Origin of the sequence: Mesorhizobium sp. M1227, from assembly GCF_040318315.1 — a bacterium.
GTDB lineage: Bacteria > Pseudomonadota > Alphaproteobacteria > Rhizobiales > Rhizobiaceae > Mesorhizobium.
Window position 1 is genome coordinate 1 of sequence record NZ_JAMYLZ010000014.1, and the last position, 16,006, is coordinate 16,006.

Below are 16,006 nucleotides of genomic sequence, written 5' to 3' on the forward strand. Positions count from 1 at the left end.
GAAACCCGGCGCCGTCCGGGCCCCGCTCCCCACCTCCTCGCTCTCCTCGTCATCCCCCCGGGGGCGGGGTTATGCCCCCCCCGCACCACTTCCTGTTGCCGGACTCCAGCTTAGCAAGGGGGTGAATTATAGTCATGGGCCCCACCATCAAAGTCGTGCGATGCGCTGAGCCGGGCAGGCTGGTGTTTGAGGAGCAGCAGGCACCAGGCACTCCGCCCGAAGGCTGGGCACTGATCAATGTCGCCTATGTCGGGATATGTGGAACCGACTACCACATCTTCGAGGGCAGGCATCCTTATCTCGCCTATCCGCGCGTCATGGGCCATGAGGTTTCGGGAACAATCGCGACAATCAACGCGCCGGTGGACCTGTCGGTTGGAGAGCAAATCCTCGTCAACCCCTATTTTGCCTGCGGAAATTGTGCCGCCTGCCGCCAGGGAAAGCCGAACTGCTGCATGTCGATCGAGGTGCTTGGCGTGCACCGTGACGGTGCCATGAGCGAGCAGATTCTCGTGCCGGCGCAGAACTTGATACCAGCGGCCGGCCTGTCACCGGTCGAGGCTGCCACGGTCGAGTTTCTGGCCATCGGTGCTCACGCGGTGCGCAGATCCATGGCGGGGCCGGGCATTCGCACCTTGGTTATCGGCGCCGGGCCGATCGGCCTTGGCACCGCGCTTTTTGCGCGCATAGCGCAACTCAACGTGACCGTCATGGACGTCGATGCCGAGCGGCTGGCCTTTGCCGCAAGACAATTGGGCTTCCTGGTGATCGACGGGTCGAAGGGATCGATCGTCGAAACGATAGCGGAGCGAACTGCGGGAGCAGGTTTCGACGTCGTCTTCGACGCCACGGGGAACAGCCGTTCGATGCAGTCTGCCTTTGCCTATGTTGCCCATGGTGGCGTCATGGTGATGGTCAGCGTCGTGCCGGACGACATAACCTTCTCAGATCCAGAGTTCCACAAGCGGGAAATGATGCTGATCGGCAGTCGCAACGCGACGCGTAGCGATTTCCAGCACGTCATTGCCTCGATCCGCGCTGGAAAAATACCAATCGACCGACTCGTCACCCATCGCACTACCCTGCGAGACAGCCCACGCGATATTGCGATCTGGGCGCAGCAGAAGTCCGGTCGGATCAAGGCTGTTGTCGACGTGGCTGGAGCTGGCTGACGTCGGCAAACACAATCAAGATATGTGACCGCAGCCCTGATGCTGCATTGTGGGAGGGGGAGTTGCTCGGTGACGCCAGGCTAAGCGGCGCGCTTGACACAGTATTCGGAGTGGGTTTCCTAAGTGAACAATTGTCCCTGCCGAACTGGCTTGGCGTTTCACTGATTGCAGCGGGCGCAGTTCTCGTCGCATACAAAGGTTGAAGCCGTGAAGCGACGATCCTTCCGGCACAAAATGCGTTCACGCCAAGTCCGCCGGGTATTCGCATCGTTTGAGTATCCGACGTCGCTATTTTATATGATGCGTGATGTTTGATGCGCACCAAGCAGGGCAACATGAGAACCACACTGGCGATCGATGACGATGTCCTGGTTGCAGCCAAGGCCACCGCCCGGCAGCAGGATCGCAGCCTCGGCGAGGTCATCACCGATCTCGCCCGGCGCTCGCTGCGTCGGCCTCAAGCCGGCGGCGAGCGCAACGGGATTCCTCTACTGTCGCCTCGGCCGGATGCACCTCCCGTCACGCTTGAGACGGTCAACGCCTTGCGAGACGAACTGCCGTGACGTGCTCGATGTCAATGTGCTGATCGCACTGATAGATCCTGGCCACGTCGCCCATGACGACGCGCATGGAGTTCGAAGAGACCGGTAACTCGGCATGGCTACGTGTCCCATCACCGAAAACGGCGTCCTGCGCATCGTCGGCAACCAAAGATATCCCAATTCTCCCGGCTCACCAGCTGTTGTTGCGCGAATCGTTACCAAGTTGCGGACCCTGCACGGGCACAGCTTCTGGCCCGACGATGTGAGCCTGGTTGGCTCCGGCGACATTGATGCAGCCAAAATCCTGACCTCGGCGCAGGTGACGGCTACGTACCTTCTCGCGCTCGCCAAGGCGCGCGGCGGCCAACTTGCCAGCTTTGACCGCAAGCTGTCAGCGGCGGCCGTGAAGGGCGGGAAGTCTGCACTGCATCTGATTCCAACAAGGTAGAGACTCTTCGGTGCGGTCTACCTCCGATCTTCTCGGGTTTCTTCGGCGAGAAAGTCGCGGAGGTCCAGAGTCAGCACGGAATCGAGAGCGTCAAAGACTTCTGCACGTCGAACAACATAGGCAGGTGGTCGAGCGAAGAGGTCAATTGCCATTCGCGAGCGGCCCGAGAATTTGGACTCCCTGGCGGCGTGCGGCAAGTGCGAGCTTCCGATCGAGGGTGGCCAGCGGCAACTCGGTTTCGATTGCCAGCGCCAGATAGGCGGCGTCATAGGCGCTGAGCCCGTGCGAAGCCGCTAATGTCAGCACTGCGCCGTCCGACCCGCCGCCGGCGTCCTCCAGCGGCAATCGGCGCAGCCGTGCCATGGTGGTGGCAGCTTCGCCCGCCGCGATGCGGCCACGCCGCTCGGCCATCAATACGACGTTACGCGCCTCGTGCCAGAACAGGGAAGGGACAGGCGCCGTTGCTCCCGGCAATCGTCGCATCAGGGCGGCCGCCGCCTCACTGTCTTCATCAGGAAGAATCCAGGCAACGGCCATGGAAAAGTCGACAACGAAAGGCATCAGACGATGATCGCCATCAAGCGCGACGCCCTTCATCGCGCCAGGCCCGAATTTCGTCCTGCGTCACGGGCTTGGCGCGAGCGCGGGCAGCGCTGATCTCTTCGATCACGGCTTCGACATCGTTGCGCCGTTGAATCCGCGACAGTTTAGCGATGGGATCGTTGCCGCGCGAAATAATCACCTCCTCGCCGGCTTCTACCCTTGAAAGCAGTTCCGAGAGATGCGTTTTGGCCTCGCCAACTTTCACCGTGATGGTCATTTTCCTGTCCTTGCGCGCGTCGGGTCAACGTGGCGAGCCGTGTTCATTACCGAGCTGAGTGTAGATTGCTCGACAATCGCGCTTGCACGCGACGATAGGCGCAATCCTGCCCCTTGGTCAAGGCTTGGTCAAGTCACTGCCGACCCCTCGCACGCCGCAAGGCGGGCCGTCTCTTGACAAGGTGAAATCGTTCTGGAGCAACGGCTTCTGATCATGCGCAGTGTCTGATTTTGCGGGCGGAATCTTGCGCAACTTGTCGCGGTTATCGCACTCCAGTGGATCGCGAGTGGCTATCTGACCATAGTTTGCGGGGCATTCTTCTTCGGGCGTTCGCGCTTGGAGGCGCAGCGCCGACCTCTCGCCGTCTCTGTTGCCGTAGCACGACAACCCGATCACGCGGCTCTTCCCCAGGCCCGCGACCCATCTGGACAGTTCGGCCTTGCCCCAAATTGCCCTTTCAGCTGAAACGATTAGGGCGGAACGTTGCAAGCATGGGATGCGGATTGCCAGAGGCGATTTCTTTGGCAAGCAATTCGCCGACGATCAATCCAAGCGTGGCGCCGCTGTGGCTGAAGGCGACGTGAAGTTCGGCAACGGTCTCGACGCAGCCAAGCACTGGCTCGCCGTCGCCGGGGATGGGCTTCGGGCCAACTGCATAGGCAGCGAGTTGGAGCCGCGGATTGCCCTCGAGCACCGCACTAGCCTCCTCGAGCAGTCCTTTGACGGTCTTGTCGTGCACGGTGTAGGTTCCGTCAGAGTTGACCACGACTTCTTCCTCCGACCACGCCGAATCCAAAACAAGTGCGCCGTCCGGCGTCGGGCGAACCGCCACGCGGGGCGTATTCAGCACGGCACGGAGCTCGGTCTTGATCGGCTTGGTCTTCAAGAGAAGTGAAATTGGCGTGGCGTCGGGGACACGAACTCCGATCTCTGCGAGCATGATAGGCGTCGCTGGCCCGACCGCAAGGACCACTGCATCCGCCTTTACCGGCACACCGTCGGCAGTGACGACGCCACGCGCGCGACCACCTGTGGCATCTATCCGGACGCGTCCAGCGTCCCGAACAAACTTGCCGCCACGGGAGCGGAACTCATTGAGCAGCAGACTGATCAAAGACGGCAGGTCAACCCATCCTTCGCCAGGATTGAAGATGGCGCCCTGGGGGGTAATTGCGCTCGCGTTGACGCCGGGCACCACTGCACCGACTTCGGCAGGGCCGAGCAGAAGCGCGTCATAACCAATATCCTGCTCCAACTGGCAGACGGACGCGATCTGGTTCGTCCCGTCATCCGCATCCCAGGTGAGGCCGCCGTCAAAGCGAAGCCACGATCCCGTTTCCGGCCTTGTGGCGGCCAGGGTCCGATAACGGTCGATGCCTGCAAGCCTCAAGCGGTGGTAGGCAGTGTCCGCACGTCGCGCTGAGTTCAGCCAGGAAAGTGAACGGCCGGATGCACCGTTGGCTGGCGCGCCGTCGTTGACAAGCGTTACATCAAGGCCAAGACGAGCAAGGTGCAACGCGGAAGAGATGCCGAAGATGCCCGCGCCGATAACAACGACATGGCGCGGCTTTGGTGATGCAGTCATAGAGAAATCCTTCTTCGCAGAAGCCGGGCTGGGAGTTGTTGGATGGCTGCAGAGCGCGGCGGAACTAATAGTCGGTGAGCTTCTTCATGTAGCGCCGGCCCTCAAGCATTGGACGGCCGCGCAGGGCGGCCAGCTCGTAGGCAAAACGCCAAAGCGTGTCGAAGAAGACCAAGGGCACGAGATAGGGTTTGATGTGTTCGGACATACCGCTGAGGTCGAGTTCCGCTCCATCGAGCACCAGGACGTTTTCCCGGCTGCCGTACTTGAAAAGGAAGTCTCGGGCGCGTTCGGGAAGGCTCCGCGTTTCGTCCAAACCCAGCAAGACCACGAAGCAAGTATCCCGGTCGACCACCTCAAATGGGCCGTGAAAGAACTCGTTGGCGTGTATGGCCTGCGAATCGTACCACTGCATCTCCATCAACACGCAGATGGCGTACGAATAGGCCGCACCATAGCTGGCACCGCTGGCCAGTGTGTAGATCGCATTGCGCGGCGCGAAACGGGGGGCGAAGGCCTGAAACCGGTCGGCATAGGTCCGGTGCGCACGCTCGATCGCCGGCTGAAGATGGCTCAGGCTCGTCAGCAGATCGGCCGTTAGCCCGGCATCCTCCCGAGCATCGATCAGGCCGGCGAGCAACATATAGAGCACGCCGTAGTTGCTGCAGGCTGAATCGATTGCTTTGCCCGTCGTGTAGGAGGCCTGGTAGGCGACTGCGTGGTCGACCGCCAGCGCGAGGGGCGATATCTGGTCGAGCGTCATGCCGATTGTCGTTGCGCCTCGATCCTTTGCATGATTGGCCGCTCGCACAGTTTCGCGGGTGGTGCCGGTCTGCGAGCAAAGGACAACGAGCGCGTCAGGTCCCAACCGTCGCGGGTCTCGGCAGACGAACTCATCCGCGTTGTAGATGTCGCAGGCGAATGTGCCGCTGTGACGGTCGACGAAGTATTTGCCTGCCATCATGATCGAGAGCGAACCGCCGCACGCCACGAGGAATAGGTGCGAAAACTGCGTGCCCGCCGTAGCGGTCAGGGCGCGTTCCACGTCGGAGGGCAGGGCGGAAATCATGAGCTTCCTCGTCTCGTTGGCAGAGCTAGGGGCGGGCCCACAATTGACAGGTGGGCGGCCACTGTGCGAACGTTATCACACCCTTTAAACTGAAAGTCCTGCAATGGTCAAGATTGCCGCGATAGGCGATAACGTGGTCGATTGTTATCTTGCTCGCGACGAGATGTATCCTGGTGGAAATTGCCTCAATGTCTCGGTTTATGTCAGCCGCTTCGGCGGGCGATCGGCCTATGTCGGAGCGATCGGCAAAGACCGGGCAGGGGACCTTATCTGCACTGCACTGGCGTCGGAGCGCGTGGACATCACCCGATTACGGCGTCTCGAGGGACCGACCGCTTACTGCCTCATAGGTCACCGCAACGCCGATCGGATTTTCCTGGACTTCGATCTCGGAGTTTCGGTGTTTACGCCGACGCAAGAAGATCTGGATTTTCTCTCGGGCTTTCAGGCCGTCCACATCGGCCAGTCCAGCGGTTTGGACCCGTGGGTTGCCGCTGTATCAAGTAAGTCACTGTTGTCTTATGATTTTTCCACGCGACGGGACCCGGGACACCGACGCGAGATTGGACCCTATTGCTATCTGGCTTGTGTCTCGGGTGACGGTCTCGACGACAAGGAATTGGCCGCAATCGCGGCCGAATTGCTTGCACGTGGTTCAAAGTGGGTTCTTGTGACTCGTGGTCGAGCCGGCGCGGTGCTTCACGGCGACACCGTCTCTTACCGAACCCCGGCGCGGTTGGTCAAACCCGTCGACACCCTGGGCGCGGGCGACACCTTCATCGCAAGAACGCTATTCGGCCTGCTTAAGAAAGAGGCGCCTCAAGACATTCTCGGCCATGCCGCAGAGGCGGCTGCTGCTACCTGCCGGTACTACGGGGCAATCGGCCATGCGACAGCAATCGACTTAGGAAAGATGACGCCGAAGATCCCCCACGCTTAACACTGGAAACCATCTAGCTGCGAAATTCTCCGAAACAATTGACGCGAGAAATGGACAATGCTAGAGAAAATGATAACGTTCTCACCTTCCTGGCCGAACGCCGTCCAAGAGCGTTTTGATAGATGAGACGTCGAGTGGGATCGCAAGGCCGAGTTCGGCCAATCGTAAGAGGAGAAGACATGCACACGAATTCGAGCAGGCGCCTACTTTTGAAATCCGGTCTGGCGCTGACGATCGCGCTGTTGACAGGACTTGGCACGTTGGCCTCGTCAACTCAGGCAAACGCGGCGGACAACCCTTATAACCTCATCGACCCGACGGTGATCAGCGTCGGAACCATGGGCGATGCGAAACCCTATGTCTTCACCGATGCCAACGGCAACTTCACCGGCTTCGACGCCGAACTCTTCCGTGATGTGGCGCGCCGGCTCGGGTTCAAGGAGGAGCAGGTCGTTTTCACCGGCCAGGAATTCTCGGCGCTGCTGCCCTCCGTTGCCAACGGCCGCTTCGATGTCGCTGTCGCCGCCATCGGCACAACGGCGCAGCGCAAGAAGACCGTGGATTTTGGCGACGGCTATCTCGCCGGCTACCTGTCGATCATTTCGGCGGATCCGGCACTGACGAGCAATGAGAGCACCGCCGGAAAGCGCATCGGCGTGATCCAGGGAACGCTGCAGGAAATCTATGCCGAGAAGAACCTCAAGGGCGACATTGTCAAATTTCCCGACAACAACACTGCGGTGGCGGCGCTGAATAACGGGACGATTGATGGCCATTTCACTGACTATGAGTCCGCCAAGCAGTATGTGGAGCGCTATAAGAACCTGAAGATTACAATGAACGTGCCGTCCTTCGACGCGCCGGCCGGGTTCGTGGTCAAGAAAGGCAACGATGCCTTCCGCGAGGCGCTCAACAAGGCGCTGCGCGAGGCCATGGACGATGGCACCTGGAAACGGCTGCATGAGAAGTGGTTCCCGGGCACTCCGATGCCGGATCAATATCTGCCCAAGAAGTAAATTCGCGCGTATTCATTTTCGTTTCCGGCCGGGCCCGTCAGCAACGGTGCCCGGCCGAGTTATAGATGGACTTGATATGAGCTGGTTCGATACCTTCGCCCGCAGCTTCCTTGATTTCCAGGCGATGGCAGAAGTTCTGCCAAACATGGTGATGGTCGGCCTCAAGAACACTTTGATCCTGGCCCTTGCCTCGACGTTTTTCGGGACGCTGATCGGTATCGTCCTCGCAGTCATGGGGATTTCAGAGAACCGGCCGCTGAAACTCCTTGCCCGAGTCTACACCGATATCTTCCGTGGGCTTCCTGCCATTGTCACAATCCTGATCATTGGCCAAGGCTTCGCGCGGTTGGGCCGAGATCTGTTCGGTCCATCGCCTTATCCGCTGGGCATTCTGGCGCTCAGCTTGATCGCCGGAGCCTACATCGGGGAGATTTTCCGCGCCGGCATTCAGAGCGTCGAGCGGGGTCAGATCGACGCCACGCGCACTCTCGGTATGACGTATGGCCAAGGCATGCGCCTGGTGGTGATCCCGCAAGGCATCCGTCGCGTCCTGCCTGCACTGGTCAACCAGTTCATCGGCAATGTCAAAGACTCCAGCCTGGTCTATTTCCTTGGTCTGCTCGCCTCCGAACGCGAACTGTTCCGCGTCGGCCAGGACCAGGCTGTGCTGACCGGCAACTTGTCGCCCCTATTGCTGGCCGGCGTGTTCTATCTCGTGATCACGGTGCCGCTGACCCATCTCGTCAACTACATCGACGCGCGCATGCGCGTCGGCAAACGAATAACCGCCGTGCAGAGTGGCCTCCAAGAGGTCGCCGAGCTTGCCGAAGCCGTCGTGCCGGGAGCAGCGACGTTGCCTGCAGCAGCGCCCACACGCTTCAAGGGTGGCGGCATCGAGGTCAAAAATATCGACATGGCCTACGGCGCCGTCCAGGTGCTGCATGACGTCGGTCTGAAAGTGGAGCCCGGGACCGTCACCTGCCTCATCGGTCCGTCCGGATCGGGCAAGTCGACCTTGCTGCGCTGCCTCAACCGTCTCGTAGAATGCCGAGCCGGTGACATTCTGCTCGACGGCGAAAGCATCTACAAGCAGACCCCTGACCAACTCCGGCGGCGTGTGGGCATGGTTTTCCAGCAGTTCAATCTGTTCCCCGACCGTAGCGCGCTCGCCAACATCACCTTGGCGCTGCGCAAAGTTAGACGCATGTCGCGCGAGGAGGCTAATGACGCGGCCTTGGCGAGGCTAAATGAAGTCGGACTGCTGGAGCGCAAGGACCATCGGCCGGCCAATCTCTCGGGCGGGCAACAGCAGCGGGTGGCCATCGCGCGTGCGCTCGCGCTCGAACCCGAAATTATGCTGTTCGACGAAGTCACCAGCGCCCTCGATCCAGAATTGGTCAAAGGTGTCCTGAACTTGATGGCCGACCTCGGGCGGGGCGGGATGACGATGGTGGTCGTTACACACGAGATGAATTTCGCTCGCAAGGTCGCGAACCAGGTCGTGTTCATGGACGAGGGGCGGATCGTCGAGGCAGGCCGGCCAGAAGACCTATTCGACAATCCGCAGAGCCCGCGTCTTCGACGCTTTCTGTCGGAGGTGCTGTAATTCAAATGGTGTGCGCAGCGGCGGGTTCTGCGGTGTTCGGCCTTGCGGGGCGTGCCTAACTGCCGCTAGTTCGTCGCCACGACGTTGCATGGTCGGCGGGACTTGCTGGGTGACTCAAAGATCCAAAAACGCAACTATCATCGAAGTCGCTCGCCGGGCTGGAGTGAGCTCTGCCACGGCTGGGCGCGTGCTTGGTGACTACGGGTACAGCAGCCCTGAGGTCCAGGAGAAGGTGCGCGCCGCGGCATCTGCGCTGGGTTATCGGCCCAATCGCCTGGCCAAAGGCCTGATCACCGGTAAGACCCAGACTATCGGCGTTGTCGTAGGCGACATCGAAAGCCCATTCTATGCAAGCGTGCTGCGCGGAATAGGGGACGTCGCGCGCCGTGGCGGCTTCGGGGTTATCGTTACGAATAGTGACGAAAATGCCGAACTCGAGCGAGAGGCGGTGCAGCTGCTGTTGGAAAAGCAGGTCGATGGTTTAGTCGTCTCATCGACCTTCTTGGACAAGCCGGATCATCTTCGTGACGCAGTCGCGGCCGGCTGTCCCGTCGTGCAGTTCGACCGCATCGTGGCGGGCATGGAAACCGATTCGGTCGTGGTCGATAACGTTTCTGTAACGCGTAGCAGCATAGCGGCGATCATCGCCGCCGGACACAGCCGCATCGGAATATTGGCGGAACTCGGGCCGGACCAACGCGATGATGTTGGTTCCTTTGTGACAAACGCTGATCTCTCCAGCTCCGACGTTCGCTACCATCATCCAAGCTGGCAACGGTTGTTGGGTTATCTCGAAGCCCATCGCGCTGCGGGCATTTCGCCGGATCCACAGTTGATCCGCCGCGTGGCGGTCTATTCCAGCGAGGCAGCCCGAAAGGAGGCACTCGATCTGCTGACAATGCGCAATGCGCCGTCCGCCCTGTTTACCGCCGACGGTGTGATGTCGACAGGCGTTCTGGAGGCGACATCCGCACTGAAGCTTGCGATTCCGGGAGAGGTTTCGCTGCTTTGCTTCGACGATCTCGACTGGATGCAGTTCGTGGCCCAAGGTATCACAGCCATCGCGCAGCCGGCGCATCTGATCGGGGCGACGGCAGCCGAGCTTCTCTTGAAGAGGCTGGCTGGCGACACCGCACCGTTTGAACACCGTGTCCTCGCGGCTCGCCTGGTGAACCGTAATTCGATTGCGGTTCATCTCAACCGCAACGCCCCTGATCCGGCCGCGACGGTGTAGCTGGAGCCGAATTGCCGCGCCTCTTTGTGTCGAGGTCGATCCCATGCAACGGCTGAATGATAGCTCAAGCGTATTGCTGGGTAGGACTTTTGTCGCTTGCGATGCCCAGCGTGAGCTGCGCCAGAAATCGGGCGAGCCCATCCGGGTTCCGAGACCTAATCACGTGCGGTCGCAGTAGTATGGCTTGGTCGTTGAACGCAAAGGCTGCCCGATTTCGTTCCGCGATGGGTACAATTATAGATCAAGCAAAATGTCGCCTTGTGGGCGGCTGCAGCACGCCAGGATGTAGCCTGCCGATTTGTCCTCCAAGGTCAGTCCGCCTAGGTCATCCATGACGACTTCGCCAGACAGCTTGGCGATACGGCACGTACCGCAAACTCCCTGCTGGCAAGCGGTTGGGACATAGACGCCACATTGGCGCGCCGCTTCCAGCAGGGTCTCTCCGGGCGCGCAGTGATATGCAAGGCCGGAGCGGGCGAAGCGGACCGAAGACGAAACCTTTGAATCCGATAGCGAACGCGAAATGTTGCCGCCCCCGAAGCTCTCCTCATGATACTGTGAAGGGGCGAGCCCGATTGCATCGAGGCAGCTGCGTGCAGCCTTCACGTAGGATTCCGGCCCACAGGCAAAAATCGTGCGGCTATGGAGATCGGGAACCAAGGTCAGGAGCATCTCACTGTTAATTCGCCCGGTTGGACCCGTCCAGGCCGGGTCTCCATGACTGCAAATGCAAGTCACATGAACATTGGGAAAGCGAGCGGCAAGTGCGTCCAGTTCGAGCCGAAAAATGATGTCGTCCGGCGTTCTCGCACTATGAATGAAGTGGATATCCTGGTTTGCTGCGCGGTCGGTAAATGCCCGCAGCATCGACATGACGGGAGTTATCCCGCTGCCACCTGAAAGGAAGAGGGACTTTGCATGCGGCAGATCGTCGAGATTGAACGAGCCGAGCGGCCCTTCGATCTCGATCCCATCGCCCGGCTTCAAATTGTCATGGAGCCAATTCGAAACGAGCCCGCCCGGCGTCCGTTTCACGGTGATCTGCAGGTCGAGCGGTCGCGTCGGCGGTGATGAAACAGAGTAGGAGCGTGTCACCGCGGCCCCCTCGATCCTCAGGTGCACCACAACATATTGGCCAGCGCTGAAGCAGAACATCCGATCTGAAGCGGGTGTGAGAACGAATGTTTTCACATCGTGCGTCTCGTCGATCACGCGTCGGCAGAGCACAAGCTGCGGCGTGGTCTGTGCCCACTCCCGGTGAAGCTTTGTTGGGGCGAAGCCGGAGGCTGCAAAGGCCGCGTAAGCATTCATCATTCAACTCGGGTTTGAAGTGGAGCCAAGATGCCACTTCAAACCCCGCTGAACAGCCGCGCAATCCTGCCGTTATGATCGGCAATTTCGATTACACTTCCAGGGACATTACAGCCACCTGGAGAGCTCGGATGCCCTTGCGAATAATGGGTTCGTGTTTGCGGCGCGCAAGGATCGCGGTGTGGACTGGCTGGTGCAGCGTCGGCGCTCCCTCGACGAGGAACGATGGGAGCTCGGCCGTGAACCGGCGCGCATCGTCGCTGCGCATGTAGCAGGTGCCGCCCGTTCGCCGCAGCATGATCTCCGCCAGAGTTTCCGATCCCGTCGAAAGCCGACAGATCGCCAGCTCGGCCAGCAGCTCTGCGTGCGTCTTTTCCAGCACCGCGGTGTAGCCTGGGCGAATGTAGGTTTCAGGGTCGACATCGGACAGCGTTCTGGCAGCCGTCGAAACCATCACATATTCCTCGACCATCAGATGCTCGTAGGCGATCTCAGGCAGGTAGCGAGGCGCATAAAGCACGGCAATATCGAGATTTCCCATGCTTAGGTCGCTGACCATCTGGTTCGAATAGTCCGACTCGACATGGATCGAGGATTTTGGAAGCGCCTGGCACAGTGTCTCGACCCATCCCGGCAGGACCGAACGGGTCATGCCCACCTGTGCGGCGATGCGCAACGTGCCCTCGAAACGGTTGAACGCTCGCACATCGTGTCGAGCTTGCGACCACGTCGACAGCAAGGATCTGGCATAGGCTTCGAACCGCCGCCCGGCGGCTGTCGGCTCAGCGCCGGCGCGCCCGCGCAGAAAGAGCTCGGACCCGATCGCGCTCTCCAGATTCTTGATGCGGGTGCTGATCGTCGACTGGGTCAACCCCAGCCGGTCGGCGGTACGATTGAAATTTCGCGACTCGATGATGTCGAGAAAGGTTTCGATGTGATCTAGCTGCACATGACCTCCGATCGAAAAAGTCGATCATATTGCGCAGGATCATAAGCTTGATCAAACAATACTCAAGGCGGAAGCTGCACGCGGTGAAATCGGCCGGCAGATCGACCAGGCTGAAGCTACGGAGCTGAGCAACGTGTTCATAGTCGACTGCGATTGTCACAATTACTGGTCGAGCGCGACTGTATTGGAGCCTTACCTTTCCGGCCTCTGGAAGGACATGTTCGTTGAAGGCGAGAAGACAGGTCCCGTTGGCGCCTTCCCGCATGGCCATCGTCCCTGGTTTCATCCGCAGGACTTCTCACGCAAGGACGTCCGTCCGAAAACAGAAGCCGACAACTATCTCATCATGAAGGAAAAACACCTCGACAAGTACAAGGTCGATGTGGCGATCCTGACCGGCGATGAGCCGATCGAGGCTTCCACCCTCGCCAATCCCTATTATGCCAGCGCCCTCGTCAGCGCCTACAATGACTATCAGATCGACCAATGGCTGCCGAAGGACGATCGCTTCATGGGCTCGATCATCGTCGCGCCACAGGATCCGAAGCTCGCGGCCGCCGAGATACGCCGTCTGGGCAATCACCCGCGCATGGTTCAGGTTCTCGCTTCGCAAGGCTCCGTCAAGCCCTATGGCGATCCGTTTTACCATCCAATTTATGAGGCTTGCGCCGAGGTGGGGCTGCCCTTTGCCATTCATCTGGGCGGCCATGGTGGCGTGAATTCGACCGCGATTGCTCCGGCCCCGACGACATTCTTCTGGGAGACCCATGCCATCCTGCACATGTCGGCCATTTCGCATGTCGCAAGCATGATTGCGCATGGCGTCTTCGAAAAATGGCCGGACCTCTACTTCGTGGTCATCGAATGCGGCGTCGCCTGGGTGCCATCGGTATTGTGGCGCCTGGACGCCGACTACAAAGCCCTACGCAAAGAGACGCCATGGCTGAAAATGCTGCCGTCCGAATATTGCCGGCGAAATATCCGCTTTTCCACGCAGCCGCTGGAGCAGCCCGCAAATATTCAGCATCTCTGGTCCACTCTCGAGGCGATGGACGGCGAAAATACGCTGATGTTTGCCTCCGACTATCCGCATTGGGACTATGACGATGCCAACACGCTGCAAATCCCTCCTGCCTGGAAGAGCAAGATCATGGGGCTGAATGCGCTGGAGGTTTACAAGCGCATCCCGCGCGCGCAAGCGGCGAATGCTGCCTGAGGAAGCAGACGATGCCCGAGAAGACATACATCTGTAGAGTCGACGAGATCGAAACCGGATCTCCCTTCATCGCCAAGATCCGCAGCCTTTCGGTCGGCGTTTTTCGCATCGGAGATTCATTCCACGCGCTGCTGAATGTTTGTCCGCACCGCGGCGCTCCCCTTTGCGAGGGGCCGCAATGTGGAACAACTGCACCGGTCGAAGAGGCGCAGTTCATCTATCACCGCCAAAACGAGATCGTGCGCTGCGCCTGGCATGGCTGGGAATTTGACATCAAATCAGGCGCGGCCCTGGTCGATCCGTCCGTTCGTGCGCGCACATTTCCAGTAACGGTCGAGGCGGGCAGCATCTATGTGACGGCCTGATTGAGGTACGGATTCGAAGAGTAGCAGAAATGATGATCGCGGCTAACGGGCAGATTTCTTCACAGGGTGCGTGACGAACAAGAACGCGGAAAATCCGCAATGGGAGAGTCAAATGTCAGAATCTGGATACAAGCTTGCTATCGCTCAAAGCCTGATCGGTCGCGGCAAGATTTCCCGTCGCGATTTCATTAATCTTGGGCTGGCCGCTGGGCTGACGGTCACCGCTGCGGATAAGCTCTTCGTCAGCACGGCCCGCGCCGAACCGCTGCAGGGCGGCTTCGCCAAGCTCGGAATGGCACATGGCGCGACGACGGATTCGATCGATCCGGCCGGCTACCCGGACACCTTCACACAGACAGCGTTCTCAGGCTCGATGTCCAACAGCCTCACCGAGGTCGACGCCAAAGGCAACGTCCAACCGGACCTTGCCGAGAGCTTTGAATCGTCCGATGGCGCCAAAACCTGGGTCTTCAAGCTTCGCAAGGGCGCAACCTTCCACAACGGCAAGAATGTGACGGCGGACGATGTCGTGACTTCGCTTCGCTATCATATGGGCGACGAAACTAAGTCGGCGGCGAAGCCGCTGCTTGAGCCCGTCGCCAGCATTAAGGCGGATGGCCCCGAAACGGTTGTCTTCACGCTGAAAAGCGGCAACGCCGACTTCCCCTACATCATGAGTGACTACCATCTGGTCATCATGCCGGCCAAGGACGGCAAGGCGGATTGGGGATCGGGCGTTCGCACCGGCGCTTTCGTGCTTGAGAATTTCCAGCCCGGCGTTTCGGCCAAACTCAAGCGCAATCCGAACTACTTCAAGAACGGCAAACCCTATCTCGACGAGGTGGAGTTCATCGCCATCACCGATCTCGCCGCTCGCATGGCCGCGCTATCGACAGGGGAGGTAGACTATATCGGCCGCGCCGACCTCAAGACCCTCGGCATGTTGAAACGCAACCCCAAGGTGGAGATCGTCGAGGTCACCGGCTATGGCCATTATACGTTGCCGATGAATGTCACGATGGCGCCGTTCGACAATGCGGATGTCCGGATGGCCTTAAAGTGGGCGATCAACCGTCAGGAGATCGTCGACAAGATCTTTCTCGGTCACGCCACTGTGGCCAATGACAACCCGATCGCGCCGGCGATTAAATTCGCCACCAATCCGCAGCCGCAGCACAGTTTCGATCCGGAGAAAGCCAAGCATTATCTGAAAAAGGCTGGAATGGAGAAACTGAAGGTGGACCTCTCGGTCGCCGATGCCGCTTTTGCAGGCGCGGTGGACGCGGCTGCGCTGATCCGCGAGACGGCAGCCCAGTGCGGTATCGACGTAAACGTCGTGCGCGAGGCCGAGGACGCCTATTGGGACAATGTCTGGCTCAAGAAACCTTGGTGCGCTTCCTATTGGAGCGGTCGCGCGACGGCCGACTGGATGTTCACGCAAGCCTTCGCCGCCGATTCCAGCTGGAACGAGTCGTTCTGGAAAAATCCCCGCTTCAACGAGTTGCTTGTCCAGGCGCGCGCCGAGACGGATGAGGCCAAGCGGGCGGCAATGTATGCCGAGATGCAGCAACTGACGCATGATGATGGCGGCAGCATCGTGCTGGTCTTCAACAACTTCGTCAGCGCCAAATCCAATAAGCTCGCACATGGCGAAGTGGCGCCGAACTGGGAGAACGACGGACTGAAGATGGCCGAACGCTGGTGGATCGCCACTGCGTGAGAGAGCGGGCCGGACC

Annotated in this window: 15 protein-coding genes and 2 pseudogenes; 11 read left to right on the top strand and 6 right to left on the bottom strand. The window is 59.8% G+C overall.

Annotation, left to right across the window (positions count from 1 at the left end):
- Positions 1-146: 146 nt before the first annotated feature.
- The 4 genes and pseudogenes from NKH28_RS17810 (at position 147) to NKH28_RS17825 (ending at position 2,162) form a co-directional block, all read left to right on the top strand.
- A complete protein-coding gene (locus tag NKH28_RS17810) occupies positions 147-1,172 on the top strand; it encodes a zinc-binding alcohol dehydrogenase family protein (RefSeq protein WP_352979903.1) in 1,026 nt (341 codons plus the stop codon).
- A 101-nt stretch (positions 1,173-1,273) separates the two neighbouring features.
- Positions 1,274-1,375, top strand: a pseudogene (locus NKH28_RS17815) (EamA family transporter); the annotation flags it as partial.
- Positions 1,376-1,507: 132 nt separating this feature from the next.
- Positions 1,508-1,735: a CopG family transcriptional regulator gene (locus NKH28_RS17820; RefSeq protein WP_352817828.1), complete on the top strand. Its 228-nt coding sequence runs from the start codon at positions 1,508-1,510 to the stop codon at positions 1,733-1,735.
- Positions 1,680-2,162 (top strand): annotated as a pseudogene (locus NKH28_RS17825) (TA system VapC family ribonuclease toxin). The gene NKH28_RS17820 and the pseudogene NKH28_RS17825 overlap by 56 nt, the downstream one beginning before the upstream one ends.
- A gap of 141 nt (positions 2,163-2,303) precedes the next feature.
- Here NKH28_RS17825 and NKH28_RS17830 read toward each other — a convergent pair.
- The 4 genes from NKH28_RS17830 to NKH28_RS17845 form a co-directional block, all read right to left on the bottom strand.
- Complete coding sequence (locus NKH28_RS17830; protein ID WP_352823062.1) at positions 2,304-2,759, bottom strand: type II toxin-antitoxin system VapC family toxin; 456 nt, start codon at positions 2,757-2,759, stop codon at positions 2,304-2,306.
- Entirely contained in the window at positions 2,740-2,982 is a 243-nt protein-coding gene (locus NKH28_RS17835; protein WP_352467423.1) for a type II toxin-antitoxin system Phd/YefM family antitoxin, read from the bottom strand. The genes NKH28_RS17830 and NKH28_RS17835 overlap by 20 nt, the downstream gene beginning before the upstream one ends.
- A gap of 457 nt (positions 2,983-3,439) precedes the next feature.
- Entirely contained in the window at positions 3,440-4,567 is a 1,128-nt protein-coding gene (locus NKH28_RS17840) for an NAD(P)/FAD-dependent oxidoreductase (RefSeq protein ID WP_352979859.1), read from the bottom strand.
- A gap of 64 nt (positions 4,568-4,631) precedes the next feature.
- Complete coding sequence (locus NKH28_RS17845) at positions 4,632-5,633, bottom strand: SIS domain-containing protein (RefSeq protein WP_352474449.1); 1,002 nt, start codon at positions 5,631-5,633, stop codon at positions 4,632-4,634.
- A 103-nt stretch (positions 5,634-5,736) separates the two neighbouring features.
- Here NKH28_RS17845 and NKH28_RS17850 point away from each other — a divergent pair, with 103 nt between their 5' ends.
- From NKH28_RS17850 to NKH28_RS17865, 4 genes are all read left to right on the top strand, one after another.
- Complete coding sequence (locus NKH28_RS17850) at positions 5,737-6,573, top strand: PfkB family carbohydrate kinase (RefSeq protein ID WP_352979862.1); 837 nt, start codon at positions 5,737-5,739, stop codon at positions 6,571-6,573.
- Between the two features lie 179 nt (positions 6,574-6,752).
- Positions 6,753-7,589 (top strand): ABC transporter substrate-binding protein, encoded by an 837-nt coding sequence (locus NKH28_RS17855; protein WP_352449157.1) that lies wholly within the window; start codon positions 6,753-6,755, stop codon positions 7,587-7,589.
- A 76-nt stretch (positions 7,590-7,665) separates the two neighbouring features.
- Complete coding sequence (locus NKH28_RS17860; protein ID WP_352979905.1) at positions 7,666-9,195, top strand: amino acid ABC transporter permease/ATP-binding protein; 1,530 nt, start codon at positions 7,666-7,668, stop codon at positions 9,193-9,195.
- Between the two features lie 88 nt (positions 9,196-9,283).
- Complete coding sequence (locus tag NKH28_RS17865) at positions 9,284-10,429, top strand: LacI family DNA-binding transcriptional regulator (RefSeq protein ID WP_352614842.1); 1,146 nt, start codon at positions 9,284-9,286, stop codon at positions 10,427-10,429.
- A gap of 234 nt (positions 10,430-10,663) precedes the next feature.
- Here NKH28_RS17865 and NKH28_RS17870 read toward each other — a convergent pair whose 3' ends face one another.
- Positions 10,664-11,743 (bottom strand): FAD-binding oxidoreductase, encoded by a 1,080-nt coding sequence (locus tag NKH28_RS17870; RefSeq protein ID WP_352979864.1) that lies wholly within the window; start codon positions 11,741-11,743, stop codon positions 10,664-10,666.
- 88 nt (positions 11,744-11,831) lie between these two features.
- Positions 11,832-12,689: a LysR family transcriptional regulator gene (locus NKH28_RS17875; RefSeq protein ID WP_352503720.1), complete on the bottom strand. Its 858-nt coding sequence runs from the start codon at positions 12,687-12,689 to the stop codon at positions 11,832-11,834.
- A gap of 133 nt (positions 12,690-12,822) precedes the next feature.
- Between NKH28_RS17875 and NKH28_RS17880 the strand changes: the two genes are divergently transcribed.
- The 3 genes from NKH28_RS17880 to NKH28_RS17890 all read left to right on the top strand — a co-directional run bounded on the left by NKH28_RS17880 (position 12,823) and on the right by NKH28_RS17890 (position 15,990).
- Positions 12,823-13,905, top strand: a complete 1,083-nt coding sequence (locus NKH28_RS17880) for an amidohydrolase family protein (RefSeq protein ID WP_352503721.1) — start codon at positions 12,823-12,825, stop codon at positions 13,903-13,905.
- A gap of 11 nt (positions 13,906-13,916) precedes the next feature.
- Entirely contained in the window at positions 13,917-14,270 is a 354-nt protein-coding gene (locus tag NKH28_RS17885; RefSeq protein ID WP_352503722.1) for a Rieske (2Fe-2S) protein, read from the top strand.
- A 112-nt stretch (positions 14,271-14,382) separates the two neighbouring features.
- Entirely contained in the window at positions 14,383-15,990 is a 1,608-nt protein-coding gene (locus tag NKH28_RS17890; protein ID WP_352823071.1) for an ABC transporter substrate-binding protein, read from the top strand.
- The last annotated feature ends 16 nt before the right edge of the window (positions 15,991-16,006 follow it).

Bases quoted from the DNA above. Each gene is read 5' to 3' on its own strand.
- NKH28_RS17820 (WP_352817828.1), top strand. From the start codon at position 1,508: ATGAGAACCACACTGGCGATCGATGACGATGTCCTGGTTGCAGCCAAG.
- NKH28_RS17830 (WP_352823062.1), bottom strand. From the start codon at position 2,759: ATGAAGGGCGTCGCGCTTGATGGCGATCATCGTCTGATGCCTTTCGTT.
- NKH28_RS17835 (WP_352467423.1), bottom strand. From the start codon at position 2,982: ATGACCATCACGGTGAAAGTTGGCGAGGCCAAAACGCATCTCTCGGAA.
- NKH28_RS17840 (WP_352979859.1), bottom strand. From the start codon at position 4,567: ATGACTGCATCACCAAAGCCGCGCCATGTCGTTGTTATCGGCGCGGGC.
- NKH28_RS17845 (WP_352474449.1), bottom strand. From the start codon at position 5,633: ATGATTTCCGCCCTGCCCTCCGACGTGGAACGCGCCCTGACCGCTACG.
- NKH28_RS17850 (WP_352979862.1), top strand. From the start codon at position 5,737: ATGGTCAAGATTGCCGCGATAGGCGATAACGTGGTCGATTGTTATCTT.
- NKH28_RS17855 (WP_352449157.1), top strand. From the start codon at position 6,753: ATGCACACGAATTCGAGCAGGCGCCTACTTTTGAAATCCGGTCTGGCG.
- NKH28_RS17860 (WP_352979905.1), top strand. From the start codon at position 7,666: ATGAGCTGGTTCGATACCTTCGCCCGCAGCTTCCTTGATTTCCAGGCG.
- NKH28_RS17865 (WP_352614842.1), top strand. From the start codon at position 9,284: ATGGTCGGCGGGACTTGCTGGGTGACTCAAAGATCCAAAAACGCAACT.
- NKH28_RS17870 (WP_352979864.1), bottom strand. From the start codon at position 11,743: ATGATGAATGCTTACGCGGCCTTTGCAGCCTCCGGCTTCGCCCCAACA.
- NKH28_RS17885 (WP_352503722.1), top strand. From the start codon at position 13,917: ATGCCCGAGAAGACATACATCTGTAGAGTCGACGAGATCGAAACCGGA.
- NKH28_RS17890 (WP_352823071.1), top strand. From the start codon at position 14,383: ATGTCAGAATCTGGATACAAGCTTGCTATCGCTCAAAGCCTGATCGGT.